A 14,850-nucleotide genomic window follows, 5' to 3' on the forward strand; every position below is an offset into this window, starting at 1 on the left:
CTTGCGCGGGCCTTCATGTGTTAGTCAATAAACGATCAATTGCCGCTATAACGTCATGACGTGCGTTGCGTAAATTACAAACAAAGTCTTTAGGGTTGATTTTATTGTTGTTAATGTTTGTTATCATCGGTGAATAAATCAGAAACGTTTCAAAGTCGATATTTATCCCCGGAGCCAGATGGCTTTGCCATAACGGCAACTTATTATTTCTCGCGAGCGGTACAATTACGCGTGTGGCAAGATCATCATAACAATCATCCTGAATGAGCATATAATAGGGAAGTTTGTCCCTTGTAGCCGCAGATGTATTACGGTAAACATTAAATTGTCTCAGCATTAAAGCACCCTGAAAAACTCATCATCAGTGATGGTTCCGTGTTTCTCCACAAAATCATTCATTGCCCGTATAAATGCACGATCCTCTTCTGATGGCTGCCGCCGCCTGGTTGAGTTTTGTTCTGCATGACACAAGGGCTTACGCGATGTGATGTTCTGGCCCAGCTCTGCTTCTGTGGTATGTTTCATCGTTATCTCCTTTGTTGGTGCGGTCATTATCAACCGCCGCCAACAAAAAACAATACTGTATCCCCTGGTAATCTATATTCTGCGAGCCGCCTTCCAATTATATCAGAATCGCTCCTCTACATAACGGAACGGGTATTTTGTGGGTTTAACTTTGCCGATTTTGCGCTTCGGTAAATCCACCTTGTCGACGTGAATTTCTTTATACGGGATCTGCGAAAGCAGATGCGAAATAATATTCAGACGGACGCGTTTTTTATCTTCAGAACGCGCGACAAACCACGGTGCCCAGGCGGTGTCAGTGGCTTCAAACATGGCGTCGCGCGCGCGGGTGTACTCGTCCCAAAGGTTAAAGGATTTAATATCCATCGGCGACAGCTTCCAGATCTTACGCCCATCGTTGATGCGGTCGCGCAGGCGCCGCTCCTGCTCTTTCGGCGTCACCTCCAGCCAGTATTTCAGCAGGATAATTCCGGCATCGACCATCGCTTTTTCCATAACCGGCGCGCCGTCTAAAAATTTCTCCGCCTGTTCCTCCGTGCAGAACCCCATCACTCGCTCCACGCCCGCGCGGTTATACCAGCTGCGATCGAAGATCACGATTTCACCCGCCGAGGGCAGGTGAGGCACATAGCGCTGGAAGTAGAGCTGGCTTTTCTCTTTATCCGTTGGGGCAGGAAGCGCTACAACGCGAAACACGCGGGGGCTGACGCGCTCGGTGATCGCTTTAATGGTGCCGCCTTTGCCGGCGCCGTCGCGTCCCTCAAAAACAATGCACACCTTCAATCCTTTGGCGACGACCCACTGCTGGAGCTTAACCAGTTCGACGTGCAGGCGGCGGAGCTCTTTTTCATACTCTTTGGTCTTAAGGGGGGCATTCGATACGACATCAACAGCGACAGGGGTTTTCTTTTTGCTTCCCATGATTGTCATCCTCAGGTTGTCCGGCGTGGAAAAAGCGAGGCCGCACTATGAAGTGTAATCCACCTGAATTAATGGATTAACGTGTCAGCCAGCTGATTTGAACTGGCTCACCATACAAGATTATTTAATAATGCCCTCGCGAATGATTAACCGGTGGTTGAGGCATGAAAAAGACAATATTTTCGTTGGCGCTTGGCACATTTGGCCTGGGTATGGCTGAATTTGGCATTATGGGGGTGTTAACCGAGCTGGCGCACGACACCGGCATTTCGATTCCTTCCGCCGGGAATATGATCTCGTTTTATGCGTTCGGCGTGGTGATTGGCGCGCCGATTGTGGCGCTGTTCTCCGGCAAGTTCTCGTTAAAAACGACGCTGCTGTTTCTGGTTGCCATGTGCGCAGTCGGAAATGCCCTGTTTACGTTTTCTACGTCGTATTTCTGGCTGGCGCTGGGGCGTTTGATCTCCGGTTTTCCGCACGGGGCCATTTTTGGCGTCGGGGCGATAATCCTCTCCAAAATTGCACCTCCGGGGAAAGTGACGGTCGCGGTGGCCGGGATGATCGCCGGGATGACCTTGGCCAACCTGGTGGGCGTCCCGCTCGGCACCTGGCTGGGGCACCAGTTCAGCTGGCGCTATACCTTTTTCCTGATTGCTGCGTTCGACGCGCTGGTTATCCTCTCGGTTCTGCTCTGGGTGCCGGACATCCATGACAAATCAGAAATCAAATTGTCCGAGCAGTTCCACTTCCTGAAGAAACCGGAACCCTGGCTGATTTTTGCCGCCACCATGTTTGGCAATGCTGGCGTGTTCGCGTGGTTCAGCTTCGTTAAGCCGTTTATGGTCAACGTTTCTGGCTTTTCCGAAGGGATGATGACGGCCATCATGATGCTGATGGGCCTTGGCATGGTGTTGGGCAATCTGCTGAGTGGCAAACTCTCGGGGCGCTTTAGCCCGCTGCGCATTGCGGCCATCACCGATATGGTGATTGTCGCCTCGCTGCTGCTGCTTTTCGCCCTGGGCGAACTGAAAACGGCCTCGCTGGTGATGGGCTTTATCTGCTGTGCCGGGCTGTTTGCGCTCTCTGCACCGCTGCAAATTTTGCTTCTGCAAAATGCGAAGGGCGGTGAGATGCTGGGGGCGGCCGGAGGGCAGATGGCGTTTAATCTCGGCAGCGCGATCGGGGCGTACTTTGGTGGGATGATGATTACCCTCGGCTTTAGCTGGCGCTACGTCACGCTGCCTGCGGCGTTCCTCTCGTTCTCGGCCATGAGCGCGCTGTTGATCTACGGTTACCTGCGGGCCAGACAGGCTCAGGCTAACGCTCGCGCGCTAGCCTGATTGCATTCAGGCAAGCCAGGGCTCACCCAGCGTCAGCATCAGGCGGTTGGCCCAGGCGAAGAACGCGGCGGACTGCACCAGGTCCAGCTGGGCTAAGGTGTCCAGCCCCTCTTTTTCCAGAGCGGCGAGGTGCAGCGGCGTGGCGGCAGGCGGGGTAACCGACAGCGCTGCCGCAAAATTAATTTCCGCCTGCCAGCGCGCAGATTGCCCCTCGCTCAGGGACTGTCCCGGACGCACGGCCAGCAGGGCCTCTACCGCCGCGTCATCCTTTGACAGCTGGCTGGCTTTACGCGCATGGACAGAGGCGCAGTAGATGCAGCCGTTGATTTTACTGGCTACCGTTGCGGCCAGCTCGCGCTCGGCGCGGGGTAATCCCCCCGGTGTATAAAAAATTCCTTTATCCGTTAACGTGCGCTGTTCAAGCACCGGCAGGTTGCGCCCCAGCAGGCGGAAGTAGTCGGAATCGGTATGGCCAAATTTCGCCAGAACGGCAACTTCGTCATCACGGAAGTCCGCCAGCGGTTTGGCGTCGATCCACGGCTCCCAGCCCAGCTCCTGCTGGGTGAACGCGACGGGAGCCGTCTTCCCGGAGACCGTGGTTGCGGTTGTATGCCAGATGCCTGCCGCCACCGGCGCATCGCTTGCCACCACCGGCTTGTCATTTAGCAGCCGCAGCCCGGCGACGAGTCGGCTCTGAAAGCTGACAAACGCAACAAGCTGCGCCAGGGTAACAATGCCTTCCTTGCTCCAACCCGCCTGGATCAGCGCCTTTAACGATGTCGGCGTGGCTTCAACGGGTGAGAAGGTCAGCAGACGCGCGAAATTCAGCGCCGGGGTCAGACGGTCTGAGGTCGGGTCGGCCAGGCCAAACCCCGCATAGTGCGCGGCCAGCGCCTCCGCGTTGTGCCACCTGGCGACTTTTGCCGCGACGGCGAAGCGCTCGTCCAGCGCAAAATCGCTATCCTGCTTGGTAAATAAGACTTCGTAGCTGCCCTGGGCGTGGCGCGTGGCGGCGTCCCGGGTGGTGCGCGCCTCTGCCAGAGGGGAACCGGGTTTAATTTCCGCCAGCTCGGCGAGAATGTCCTGACTTAATGACATAGGTGTCTCCTCAAAGGATGTGGGGGGCAATATGTTCGGCGATCAGTTCGATGGATCGCAGCGTGTCGCGATGGGTGGGCTCGACCGAATGAACCTGGAACGAGATATCCGTGGCGCGCCTGAGAACGGAGTCCGCATGCAGTGAACGCAGTACCGTCTCTGGCGAACCGATATGGGCGTCGAACTGGTGACGAAAATCTGTGACAGTGTCACCTTTAATCGCATGTCCGGCAGCGCGATGCTGCTGGGCCTGCCTGGTGAGACCCGGCGTGGCGACCTTCAGCGCGTAGTCATCGCTGTCGGCGACGAACGCCGTGCGGGAGGCCAGAATGCGCGGCGCAATGCCCGCAGGCAGTGCCTCAAGATAGGCATCCACAATCGGGTTCTGGATCGCGTCGAGCGTCAAATCCAACTGGTCTGCCGGGCGCGGCTGCGTGCGGGAGAGCATCAAACCGTGTCCGGCCCGCGCGGCGCGAACGGCACCGTCGACAGAAAAGGTGGCAATCCAGATCCGTTCAGCCAGCTGTGGCGCTGGCGGGTAAAGGTGATTATCCGGATGGGTGAGCGAATCCCCGCGCCAGGCGCTCTGGATCACATGCAAATGGTCAGCAAAGGCCGCGCCGCGCTGTTCAAACGTCAGTCCGAACGGCAGGAAAGAGGTCGGCGTGCCGCCCGAACCAAAACCGACTTCGAGACGCCCATCGGCGAGTAGATCCAGCACGGCGGCATCTTCCGCCACGCGCAGCGGGTTTTCCATCGGCAGGGTAATGATGGCCGTCCCCAAGCGGATGGTTTCGGTATGCGCCGCAACGTGGGCCAGAAACAGCAGCGGCGACGGCAGGCCGCCTTCACTTTCGTGGAAGTGGTGCTGGGCAATCCAGGCGCTGTCAAAACCGTGGCGTTCGGCGTGGCGGATCTGTTCGGTTGCCAGACGATAGCGCTCCTTCGGCGTGGCGTCGTCAAGCAGGCGGGTGAAAAATCCCAGGCGTTTTCGCGTCATGCGAACTCCTCCGTAGCGGGTGAAAAATGGGGAATGGCAGCAATCAGCTCGCGGGTATAGTCGTTCTGCGGCGACGTGAATAAGGTCTCGACGTCACCGTGTTCGACCACCTGACCGCTGCGCAGCACCGTGACGCTGTGGGCGATCCGGCGGACGGTAGAGAGATCGTGCGTGATAAAGAGGTAGGTCAATCCCAGCTGCTGCTGCAGCTGCTGAAGCAGTGCCAGAATCTGCGCCTGTACGGTGACGTCCAGCGCGGAGGTGGCCTCGTCCAGCACCAGAATAGTCGGCTCCAGAATCAGCGCCCGGGCGATGGCTACGCGCTGGCGCTGCCCGCCTGAAAGCTCCCTTGCGGTGCGGGTCAGGAGTTCGACGGGCAGGGCAACCCGCTGCGCCACGGTCTCCACCCGGAGCTTGCGCTCCGCCTTGCTGAGGCGAGCAAAGTTCTTCAGGGGCTCTTCAATGATGTCAAACAGGGTTTGACGCGGGTCGAGAGAGGCGAACGGGTTCTGGTAGACAAACTGGATCTTCTGGCGCAGCTGGCGGCGGGCCTCGCGGCTGAGGTCGGTGGCATCAATATCATCAATAATGACCTGTCCGCTGTCCGCCTGTTCAAAACCCAGCAAAATACGGGCGAGGGTGGTTTTCCCGGAGCCGGATTCACCGACCAGCGCATGCGTGCTGCCGCGCCTGACGTCAAACGTCACCCGATCCAGCGCCTGAAGGTGATGACCTTTGCCCAGCGAGAACCGTTTGCTGATGGCGCGGGCGCGAATGGCCGGTGACGCCAGCGGAAGGCCAGCTACCGGGGCGATGGTCAGGCGCTGGCCCTGGAGATCGCTCAGTAGCTGACGGGTATAGGCGTGCTGCGGCGTGCGGACAATGTCGGCGGTGTCGCCGTGCTCCTGAACCTCGCCGTTGCGAAACACCAGCAGCCTGTCCGCGCGCTGGGCAGCCAGCGCCAGATCGTGGGTGACAAACAGAACCGCAGTACCCGATTCCCGACGCAGGATATCCAGCAGATCGAGAATGCGTTTTTGCACCGTCACGTCCAGCGCGCTGGTGGGCTCATCGGCAACGATCACGTCCGGGCGCAGGGCAATGGCGATGGCAATCAGCACGCGCTGTTTCATCCCGCCGGAGAGCTGATGCGGATACTGCTTCATGCGCTGTTCGGGGTGGCTCAGGCCGACCTTTGTCAGCAGGGCGAGCACCTGCTCGTCGCGCTGGAGTGCAGTTACCTTTTGGTGCTGCTGAATAATTTCCCCGACCTGTACGCCGATCGTCTTAACCGGGTTGAGTGAATTACCCGGATCCTGCGGAACCAGGCTGATTCGCGCGCCGCGAAGGGTATCGAGACGCTTCGCTGACCACCGGCTAATCTCCTCGCCGTTGAGCACGATTTTCCCGGCATCGCGTCGGGCGTTATCCGCCAGCAGACCAATGATCGCCTGTGCCGTGGTGGTTTTGCCTGAGCCAGATTCACCGACAAACGCCAGCATTTCCCCCCGCCGGAGGGTGAAGCTGACGTTATGCACCACCTCGCGCCACTGGCGCGCGGTACGGTAGCTGATGGTCAGGTTTTCTACCGAGAGTACGGTCATTTCAGGCCTCCGCTGAACTGCTGGCTGATACGGTTGGTGGCAAGCACGACGGCGATGACGACCACGCCGGGGAAGGTGGTTAACCACCAGGCGGTAGAGAGATAGTTACGGCCTTCGGCAATCAATAAGCCCCATTCCGGAACGGGCGGCGGGGTGCCGTAGCCGAGAAAGCTCAGCGTGGAGAGGGCCAGAATGGCCTGACCAAACTGCAGCGTGGCAAAGGCGAGAACGGCGGTTAAGGCGTTGGGCAGGATGTGTCGCCACAGGACCGCCAGGAACGTCCCGCCGCTGCCAAACGCCGCCTCGACATAATCCGTATGGCGGATACGCACCACTTCACCGCGCGCGAGGCGGGCGAAGCTGGCGATGGAGGCCACGCCGACGGCAATGGCGGCGTTAACGGTGCCAAACCCGAGCAGAATAATGACCGTCAGCGAGAGCAGCAGAGACGGAATGGACAACAGCACATCGACAAAACGCATCAGGAAAGATTCGACGCGTCCAGCGAACGCGCCGGCGATCACCCCCAGACCGGTGCCCACCACCAGCCCCATCGTGACGGCAGCGAGCGCTGCGCTCAGGGAGTGGGACGCACCATACACAATACGCGCGTAAACATCGCGGCCAAGCTGATCGGTGCCGAGCCAGTGGCCCGCCTGCGGTGCCAGGCGTTGTGCCCCGGCGATGCCCTCAATCGGGCTGTAGTGGGTTAACAGGCCGGGGGCTACGGCAGCAAAAATCGCGAGAATAATCACCGCCCACGCCAGCCACAGTCCCGGCTGCCACGCGACGCCCTGCCAGCCGGGAACGCGTTTTCGCGCTGCGGCAGCGTAATCGACCAGGCTCATGATGCACCTCCGGTAACGGTTTGCAGACGGGGATCCAGCAGCGGCATCAGCAGGTCCACCAGCAGATTGATCAGGACAAAGCCGAGAGCGGAAATCATCACCACCGCCTGAAGCACGGCGATGTCCTGGTTGTTCACCGCCTGCTGGGTCAGCTGCCCGAGCCCGCTGCGGCCAAATACGGTTTCGGTGATCAGCGCCCCGGCAATCAGTTCGCCCAGCAGCAGCCCGGCAATATTGAGTACCGGCAGCAGCGCGTTGCCGGTGACGTGGCGCCACAGGACGGCGGTTTCACTCAGCCCTTTGGCGCGGGCGACGGCGACAAACGGCTGCATCGCCACCTGGTCCAGGCTGCGCATCAGAATTTGTGCCAGCGGGGCGGAGATCGGTATCGCGACGGTGACGATCGGCAGGATCAACCCCTGCAGCGGCGTCGGGTTAATCACCGGGATCAGCCGCAGCTGGAAAGAAAAGAGCTGGATAAGGGCAATCCCCAGCCAGAACGTGGGTAAGGAGATAAACAGGACCGGCAGAGACTGGAGGGTATTACTCAGCCAGCGCAGACCCGGCAGACGCGATGCAAAGGCCAGCGCAAACGCCAGCAGGACCGCGAGTACAAACGCGGGCAGGGCGAGGCTCAGGGTATCCGGCAGATTGCTGGCAATCAGCTCGCTGACCGGCACCCCGGCCTGTAACGAGTAGCCGAAATCTCCGCGCAGCATCGCCAGCAGCGTGTGGCCGTATTGCTGCCACAGCGGGCTGTCCGCGCCGTAGGCCACGCGCATCTCCTCGATTTGCGCCGGGCTTAGGCCCAGGTCCGGGTTCTGAAATTTAATCAGCACCGCGTCGCCAGGCAGTACCTGGAGCAACACGAACGAGAGGGTAAAGGCGGCCCACAGCACCAGCAGCCCGTGACCAAGACGTTGAAGAAGTGCGTGGCGCATCGTCATCTCCTCAGTGTTTCTCAATCCACGCGCCGTAGAACGACGGGCGGCCGACCGCTTCAAAATTGACGCCTTTTAGCCACGGCGCACCGGCAAAGACCTGCGGCTCCTCGAAAATCGGAATGACGTAGGCGTTATCCAGCAGGTAGCGCTGGGCATCGCCGGTCAGCTGCAGGCGTTTTTGCGGATCGACCTCTGAGGAGATATTTACCAGCAGCGCATTCAGCTTGTCGTCACGGAAGCTTTTGACCTTGTCGCTGGAGCCGCCTTTTTGCAGCAGCGCGTCGCGGTTAGCCGGGTAGAACATGCTTTTCACCACGTCCGGATCGGCGCGGCCCACTTCGGAGACGGTTAACGGGGTTTTCTGTGGATCAAGGTTATCCAGCGTGCGGCTGCCAGCGTCACCGGCTTTTACGTTCAGCACTACGCCCACCTGACGCCACTGCTGGGCAACCAGCTGCAGCACCTCTTTATTTTGCGGCTGCGGCAGGGATTCATATACCGTCAGCGCCAGCCGCTGGCCGTCTTTGGCGCGGATCCCGTCGCTGCCCGCTTTCCAGCCCGCCTCGTCCAGCAATTGATTCGCTTTTGCCGGGTCAAAGGTCAGTTTGTCGCTGAGATCGACAAAGCCTGCGGCGGAATCGGCAATGACCGACTTCGCCTGCGGATAGTTGGCCGAGAAGAGGGTCTCGACTACCTGCTTTGCATTCGTGGCATGCAGCAGCGCCTGGCGCACGCGAATATCGGAGACCAGCGGGTTATCCGGGCGGAAGCTAATGCTGTCGTTCACCCCGCGCGTTGGAGCGGCGTAGATTTTATAGCCCTGGTCTGTCGCCTGCTTTTCGTCATACGCCTGCACCTGGCGAATAAAGTCGGCCTGACCGGCCAGCAGGGCACCGACGCGCACGCTGTCTTCCTGGGTGACGATAAACTTGATGCCGTCCAGATTTGCTGGACCCTGTTGCGTCAGGCTTTTGGGCCCCCACTGGTAGTCCTTACGGGCTTCGAGCGTCACTTCGCGGCCCAGCTTCTCGTCCTTCACCACAAACGGGCCGGAGCCGATGATATGCCGGGCGTCTCCCAGCTCTTCAAAGTTGCGCTTCAGCGTGCTGAGCGAGACCAGACCCGAGCCAATCGTGGCGGTGCCCTGCAGGAAACCCGGCGACGGTTTTTTGAAGTAGAACTTCACGGTCAGCGGGTCGACCACTTCGCTGCGATCGTAGTTATTGATCACTTCTGACACCGGCAGGCGCTGCGCCTTATTGCCCAAACCGTAGGTATCAAAGTTTTTTGCTACGGCGTTGGCGTCCAGCGGCGTGCCGTCGGAGAAAGTGATCCCCGGGCGAATTTTGAAGGTGTATTCGGTTTTATCAGCGTTGGTGGTCCAGCTTTCGGCCACCCACGGTTCGACCTGCAGCGTCTTTGGGTTTTGCCACGTCAGTTTGTCGGTGATCTGGTTCAGGATGCCGCCGTTCGGGTAGAAGCCGCCGGCAGGCGGATAGAGGTTAGTGTGCGCCTGTTGCTCCAGATAAATCAGCGTGCCGCCTTTGACCGGCGCATCGGCGGACCAGGCTGCGGTTGTCGTCAGAACCAGCGCCGTCAGCAGCGGCAGACGAAATGGGGTTTGCATGGTGAATTCCTTTGTTATCTTCTTGTTAGCGTCGGATTCATCATCGGGCGCGGGGGAAAACAAGGGAACAAAGGAATTAAGATAAGGATTGCCGGAAACTGAAAATAAAAACGCCCCGTTAGCGGGGCGATGGCGGGGGCCTAAACGAATTTCGCTAGCGGGTCGGCGGCGGCAAAGGCGACCGTTTTGTCTGCTAATGGCGGATAGATCAGCTCATTCGTGATGGCGATTTTGATCTTCTTCGCCTCGTCGCGGACGGATTTGACGGCCTGTTCCCAGCCCTCGGTATAGACCGCGCCCCACGCGCCTAAATCCAGGCAGGTAACATAGTTCACCTGACGATAAGGGTAAGGAGCAACGTTCAGCAGGCTGGCGGCAGCGTTATGACCGGCAAATTTCCCTAGCTGGATCGCATGCTGGCAGGTCATCAGCGCCGTGTTGCCCGCATCGTCTGTTTTGGCGTGAGCCATATCGCCGGTGGCATAGACGTCAGGATGTGCGGGGACCTGCAACGTCTCTGTCACAACCAGGCGGCCCTGGCTATCGCGTTCACCGTCTATCTGCAGGCTGAGGGGATTTGCCTCGACGCCTGCGGTCCAGACGACGGTCGCAGCAGCAATACGTTCACCGTTTTTCAGCGTGACGCCGTGAGCATCAATGGCTTCAACTTCACTCTTCAGCCGCCATTCAACGCCCAGCGCCTCACTCGCCTCTGCAATTGTTTTACGCAATGCGTCGCTATAACGGCCGCCAATGACTGGCCCTCTCTCAACTACGACTATTTTAATCTCCGTATTGTCGCCAAAACGGGCACGCAGTCGGGCAGGTAGCTCCGTTGCCAGCTCGATGCCGGTAAAGCCGCCTCCGCAGACTACCACGGTGTTGCGCTCGGGCGTGGAGGGACGTAACGCCAGTGAATCAAGGTGACGCTCAAATACCTGTGCGGATTCCAGCTGGTCGATGTCAAAGGCGTAGTCAGCCAGGCCGGCAATCGGTGGGCGTTTGGTCTGGCTGCCCGTAGCGAGGATCAGCCTATCGTAGGAAGCCGTAGCATGCGCGCCATTGGACATCCGGTATAAAACGGTTTTCGCCGTGGTATCAATTTGTTCCGCGTGTCCGGCGATGAATGTGATATCAAGCTCGGCAAACAGGTCAGTCAACGGGGCGACCAGCGTTGAAACCTTCTCCTCATAGAAGCGTGGCCGAACGCGGAGTTCAGGTAAGGGGGCCAGAACCGCAATTTCCAGACTGCTATTACCCTGCTGCTCAGAGAGACGTGCCGCGCTCACGGCTGCCCACATACCCGCAAAACCACTGCCTACGATTAAAATCTGCTTTTTCATATTCGATCCTTTCTCCCGCCAGGCTTTGTGCCTGACATAACTGCCACTATACTTGTCGGAGTTAACTCCGACAACTTCTTTCTGAGTTAAAAATCGTTATAATGCTCCGAACACTAATTCGGAGTTAACCATGGCGTTTTACAGTTCCGGTGTGGAATACGGCATTCACAGCCTGATGTGTATGGTGGATGCGAAGGGCAACGAGCGTGAGATGAGCGTCCGTGAGATGGCTGCCTTGCAGGGCGTGCCGTATGACTACCTCGGCAAAATCTTCACACGCCTGTCACGTGCCGGGCTGGTCATCAGTACGGAAGGCAAGGGCGGGGGCTTTAAGCTGGCGCGTCCGGCGGAGCTGATCAGCGTGCTGGATGTGGCGCATGCCATTGACGGCGAGAAAAACATGTTTGAATGTCGTGAAGTGCGCCAGCGGCTGGCCGTGTTTGATGAAGCACCGCCTGCCTGGGTCTGCGACGGCCCGTGCGGAGTACGTTCAGTCATGGATAGCGCGCAGCAGCGGATGGAAGAGGAGCTCGCGCGGCATACTATTCTCGACCTGGCGCGTAAAATGTACCGAAAAGCGCCGGACACCTTCCAGATTGAGGTTCAGGAGTGGATTTCAGTTCGTCGTTCGTCGTAGCAATGAGCCGGGTAAGGCGTAGCCACTACCCGGCAAAAGGTGTTTACGAGCGTAAGTCGATCACCATACGGCCACGGATCTGGCCCTGTTCCATCTCTTTAAAGATGGCGTTGATGTCCTCGATAGGACGCATCGTCACTTTCGGCACCACTTTGCCCTCGGCCGCAAACTGGAAGGCCTCCTGCAGATCCTGACGGGTGCCAACCAGCGAACCTACCACCTGAATACCGTCCAGCACCAGGCGCGGAATGTCCAGGCTCATCGCTTCAGGCGGCAGGCCAACGGCGACCACGCGGCCACCGGCACGCACGGCATCCACCGCCGAGTTGAAGGCCGCTTTTGCGACGGCGGTGACGACTGCGGCATGCGCGCCGCCGGTTTTTTCCTGCACAATCTTAGCGGCATCTTCGCTGCGTGAGTTGATGGTTAAATCCGCACCCATGCTCGCGGCCAGCTTCAGCTGTTCATCGTTAACGTCCAGAGCGATGACTTTGGCATTAAACACGTTTTTGGCGTACTGCAGCGCGAGGTTGCCCAGCCCGCCCAGACCGTAAATCGCGATCCACTGGCCCGGTTTTATACCGGAGATTTTCACCGCTTTGTAGGTGGTGACACCGGCGCAGGTGATGCTGCTGGCCGCCGCCGAATCCAGACCATCCGGCACTTTTACCGCGTAATCCGCGGTGACGATGCACTCTTCCGCCATGCCGCCGTCAACGGAGTAACCGGCGTTTTTCACGTCACGGCACAGGGTTTCGTTACCGGTATTACAGTATTCGCAGTGACCGCATCCTTCAAAGAACCAGGCCACGCTTGCACGGTCGCCGACTTTCAGCGACGTCACGCCAGGGCCGACTTCTTTCACGATACCAATTCCTTCATGGCCCAGGATTACCCCGGTTTTATCGCCAAAATCACCGTTCTTCACGTGGAGGTCGGTATGGCATACACCACAGCACTCCATTTTCAGCAGGGCTTCCCCATGCTTAAGCGGGCGTAAGGTTTTTTCAGTAACATTGACCTGATGATCCTGAGTAACAACAGCAGCCTTCATGTGTATCTCCTTGTTCATGATAAGAATCTGCATAGCAGGTGTAGTACCCCTTAAGGATTAATACATTAACCTGGTAATGCAAGGCTGCGGCCACATAATGTCATCATTTGATTCGATTTCAGATTAAGAATACGGCGATCCTCTAATAATTTAGGGGGAAAATGCTGGCCCGGCGAGGCGCTCGCCGGGCGCAGATTTACAGCTGGGCTTCAATCTCCTCAATCTCTCTACGCCATTGCGCCTGCAGCTGCGGCTTCTGATGTTTCGGCTTACGCGCCAGATCGTCTTCCAGCAGCGTTTCCAGCGCGATCAGCCGCTCCAGCAGATCGTCGTACGGCGAGGGTTGAACCTCGCCAGCGGTGACGACGGGCGCGGCGGATGTCCCCAGCCCCGCGCTTTCACGCAGCCGCTCAAACACGGCTTCAGCATCGTGCCACTCGCTCAGCCAGCCGTCCTCAATCAGCCAGAAGCGGTTACAGCTTTGGCTAATTAACTGGCGATCGTGGCTGACCAGCAGCACGCCGCCTTCGAACTGTTGCAGCGTTTCCGCCAGTGCCTCTTTGCCTTCCATGTCGAGATGGTTGGTGGGCTCATCCAGCATCAGCAGGCTGTAGCGGGCAAGCGTCAGCCCGACGAACAGCAGGCGAGAGCGCTCGCCGCCGCTGAGCGTGCTGACTTTTTGCCCGTGTCTCGCCCACGGGAACCCGGCGCTGATGAGCGCCATCTTCCTGTTTTGCGGGTCGGGAGCGAAAGGTTCCAGCGCGTCGAGCAGCGTGGCGTCATCCGGCAGCTGATGCAGCGTCTGGTCGTAGTAGCCCGGCGAGACGCGCGGATGGATTTTCAGCCCGCTGTCCGTCGGTTCATCCACAAAATGTCGCCAGATAAGCTTCATCAACGACGATTTACCGCAGCCGTTACGACCGACAATTGCCACGCGATCGCCGCTTTTCAGCCGCGCCGTTTCGATGTTAAACAGCGGCGGTAGCCCGGGCGCAGGCGGGACGCTGAGGTTTTCCATCTCCAGCAGACGGTCCGCCCGCAGCGCGTCGCCGCGCAGGGTTAGCGTCCATGGACTGCCCGCCGTGAGCGCGGTCTGGCTATCTTTGAGTCGTTCGACCTGTTTTTCCATCTGCTTGGCTTTGCGGGCCAGGTCTTCGTTGTCGTAAACCTTACCCCAGGTCGCCAGCCGCTTTGCGCTGGCGGTCACGCGGTCGATCTCCTTTTGCTCCGCCTTGTGGCGCTGCACATCGCTTTCATCTTTTGCGTCCAGTGCCTGACGTGCCGCCGTGCAGGGAAGGGCAAAGTAGTGCAGCGTCTTATCACGCAGGATCCAGCTGCCGTTTGTGACGGCATCCAGCAGCTGCCTGTCGTGCGAAACCAGCACGAAGCTGCCTGACCAGTTCTGTAAAAAGTGTTCCAGCCAGAGCATGGTAGGCAGATCCAGGTGGTTGCTGGGTTCATCCAGCAGGAGCAGATCCGGCTCGTGAATCAACGCCCGCGCCAGCAGCAGGCGGGTGTGCTGTCCGCCGCTCAGGGTGGCCGATTGCAGCGTCATATCCTGCGGCGTGAAGCCCATGCTCGCCAGCAGCGTTTCAGCTTTCCAGCGCAGGCTGTCGTGCTCAGCTAAAGGCAGTTGCGCGAGTACGGCATCCAGCATGGTCAGCGGGAAAATGGCGTCCGGGAGATGTTGCTCCACGCGCGCCATCAGGCAGTGCCCGGCCAGCGCTACCGTTCCGGCGGCTGGGATATCTGTTCCGTCCAGCACCTTTAAAAGCGTACTTTTGCCGCAGCCGTTGTCGCCCAGCAGGCCGATGCGGTCGCCTTTTTTCAGCGTAAAGGAGAGTGAGTCGAAGAGCGTGCCAAACGCCGTATCAACGCGTAAAGATTGTGCAGTGAGTAAAGTGCTCAT

General features: G+C 58.8%; 14 protein-coding genes. 2 read left to right on the plus strand and 12 right to left on the minus strand.

Translation table 11 applies throughout. From position 1 onward, the window contains the following. Positions 1-13: 13 nt before the first annotated feature. The 3 genes from IM265_RS02680 to ppk2 all read right to left on the minus strand — a co-directional run bounded on the left by IM265_RS02680 (position 14) and on the right by ppk2 (position 1,446). A complete protein-coding gene (locus IM265_RS02680) occupies positions 14-337 on the minus strand; it encodes a CcdB family protein (RefSeq protein WP_047368614.1) in 324 nt (107 codons plus the stop codon). Continuing rightward, positions 337-525, minus strand: coding sequence for a type II toxin-antitoxin system CcdA family antitoxin (locus tag IM265_RS02685; RefSeq protein WP_045260590.1), 189 nt, complete (start codon positions 523-525; stop codon positions 337-339). The genes IM265_RS02680 and IM265_RS02685 overlap by 1 nt, the downstream gene beginning before the upstream one ends. A 102-nt stretch (positions 526-627) precedes the next feature. Continuing rightward, the gene (ppk2, locus tag IM265_RS02690) at positions 628-1,446 is read right to left on the minus strand and encodes a polyphosphate kinase 2 (protein ID WP_045630464.1); all 819 of its coding nucleotides are present in this window, start codon (positions 1,444-1,446) and stop codon (positions 628-630) included. Positions 1,447-1,610: 164 nt separating this feature from the next. On the opposite strand from ppk2, the gene araJ reads away from it, so the two are divergent. Then, the gene (gene araJ, locus IM265_RS02695) at positions 1,611-2,786 is read left to right on the plus strand and encodes an MFS transporter AraJ (protein WP_193030723.1); all 1,176 of its coding nucleotides are present in this window, start codon (positions 1,611-1,613) and stop codon (positions 2,784-2,786) included. A gap of 6 nt (positions 2,787-2,792) precedes the next feature. Here the strand turns inward: araJ and IM265_RS02700 are convergent, their stop codons facing one another. The 7 genes from IM265_RS02700 to IM265_RS02730 form a co-directional block, all read right to left on the minus strand. Continuing rightward, positions 2,793-3,884, minus strand: a complete 1,092-nt coding sequence (locus tag IM265_RS02700; RefSeq protein WP_193030721.1) for an alkylhydroperoxidase domain protein — start codon at positions 3,882-3,884, stop codon at positions 2,793-2,795. Between the two features lie 10 nt (positions 3,885-3,894). After that, complete coding sequence (locus IM265_RS02705) at positions 3,895-4,884, minus strand: putative FMN-dependent luciferase-like monooxygenase (RefSeq protein ID WP_193030719.1); 990 nt, start codon at positions 4,882-4,884, stop codon at positions 3,895-3,897. After that, positions 4,881-6,488: an ABC transporter ATP-binding protein gene (locus tag IM265_RS02710; RefSeq protein ID WP_047365080.1), complete on the minus strand. Its 1,608-nt coding sequence runs from the start codon at positions 6,486-6,488 to the stop codon at positions 4,881-4,883. The genes IM265_RS02705 and IM265_RS02710 overlap by 4 nt, the downstream gene beginning before the upstream one ends. Next, positions 6,485-7,336 (minus strand): ABC transporter permease, encoded by an 852-nt coding sequence (locus IM265_RS02715; protein WP_045260583.1) that lies wholly within the window; start codon positions 7,334-7,336, stop codon positions 6,485-6,487. Before IM265_RS02715 ends, IM265_RS02710 begins: the two co-directional genes overlap by 4 nt. After that, entirely contained in the window at positions 7,333-8,277 is a 945-nt protein-coding gene (locus tag IM265_RS02720) for an ABC transporter permease (RefSeq protein ID WP_126325953.1), read from the minus strand. Before IM265_RS02720 ends, IM265_RS02715 begins: the two co-directional genes overlap by 4 nt. Before the next feature lie 10 nt (positions 8,278-8,287). Beyond that, positions 8,288-9,907, minus strand: coding sequence for a TIGR04028 family ABC transporter substrate-binding protein (locus IM265_RS02725; protein ID WP_193030717.1), 1,620 nt, complete (start codon positions 9,905-9,907; stop codon positions 8,288-8,290). Between the two features lie 140 nt (positions 9,908-10,047). After that, positions 10,048-11,250 carry an NAD(P)/FAD-dependent oxidoreductase gene (locus IM265_RS02730; RefSeq protein WP_193030715.1) on the minus strand — a complete coding sequence of 401 codons (1,203 nt, stop codon included), beginning with the start codon at positions 11,248-11,250 and terminating at the stop codon, positions 10,048-10,050. 130 nt (positions 11,251-11,380) lie between these two features. Between IM265_RS02730 and IM265_RS02735 the strand changes: the two genes are divergently transcribed. Beyond that, positions 11,381-11,887 carry an Rrf2 family transcriptional regulator gene (locus tag IM265_RS02735; RefSeq protein WP_028013240.1) on the plus strand — a complete coding sequence of 169 codons (507 nt, stop codon included), beginning with the start codon at positions 11,381-11,383 and terminating at the stop codon, positions 11,885-11,887. Between the two features lie 43 nt (positions 11,888-11,930). Here IM265_RS02735 and adhP read toward each other — a convergent pair whose 3' ends face one another. After that, positions 11,931-12,941 carry an alcohol dehydrogenase AdhP gene (gene adhP, locus IM265_RS02740; protein ID WP_041909867.1) on the minus strand — a complete coding sequence of 337 codons (1,011 nt, stop codon included), beginning with the start codon at positions 12,939-12,941 and terminating at the stop codon, positions 11,931-11,933. A gap of 196 nt (positions 12,942-13,137) precedes the next feature. Then, on the minus strand, positions 13,138-14,850 hold the full coding sequence (locus IM265_RS02745) for an ABC-F family ATP-binding cassette domain-containing protein (protein ID WP_193030713.1): 1,713 nt from the start codon (positions 14,848-14,850) through the stop codon (positions 13,138-13,140).

This window comes from Enterobacter cloacae complex sp. P17RS, from assembly GCF_014895885.1.
Classification (GTDB): Bacteria; Pseudomonadota; Gammaproteobacteria; order Enterobacterales; family Enterobacteriaceae; genus Enterobacter; species Enterobacter bugandensis.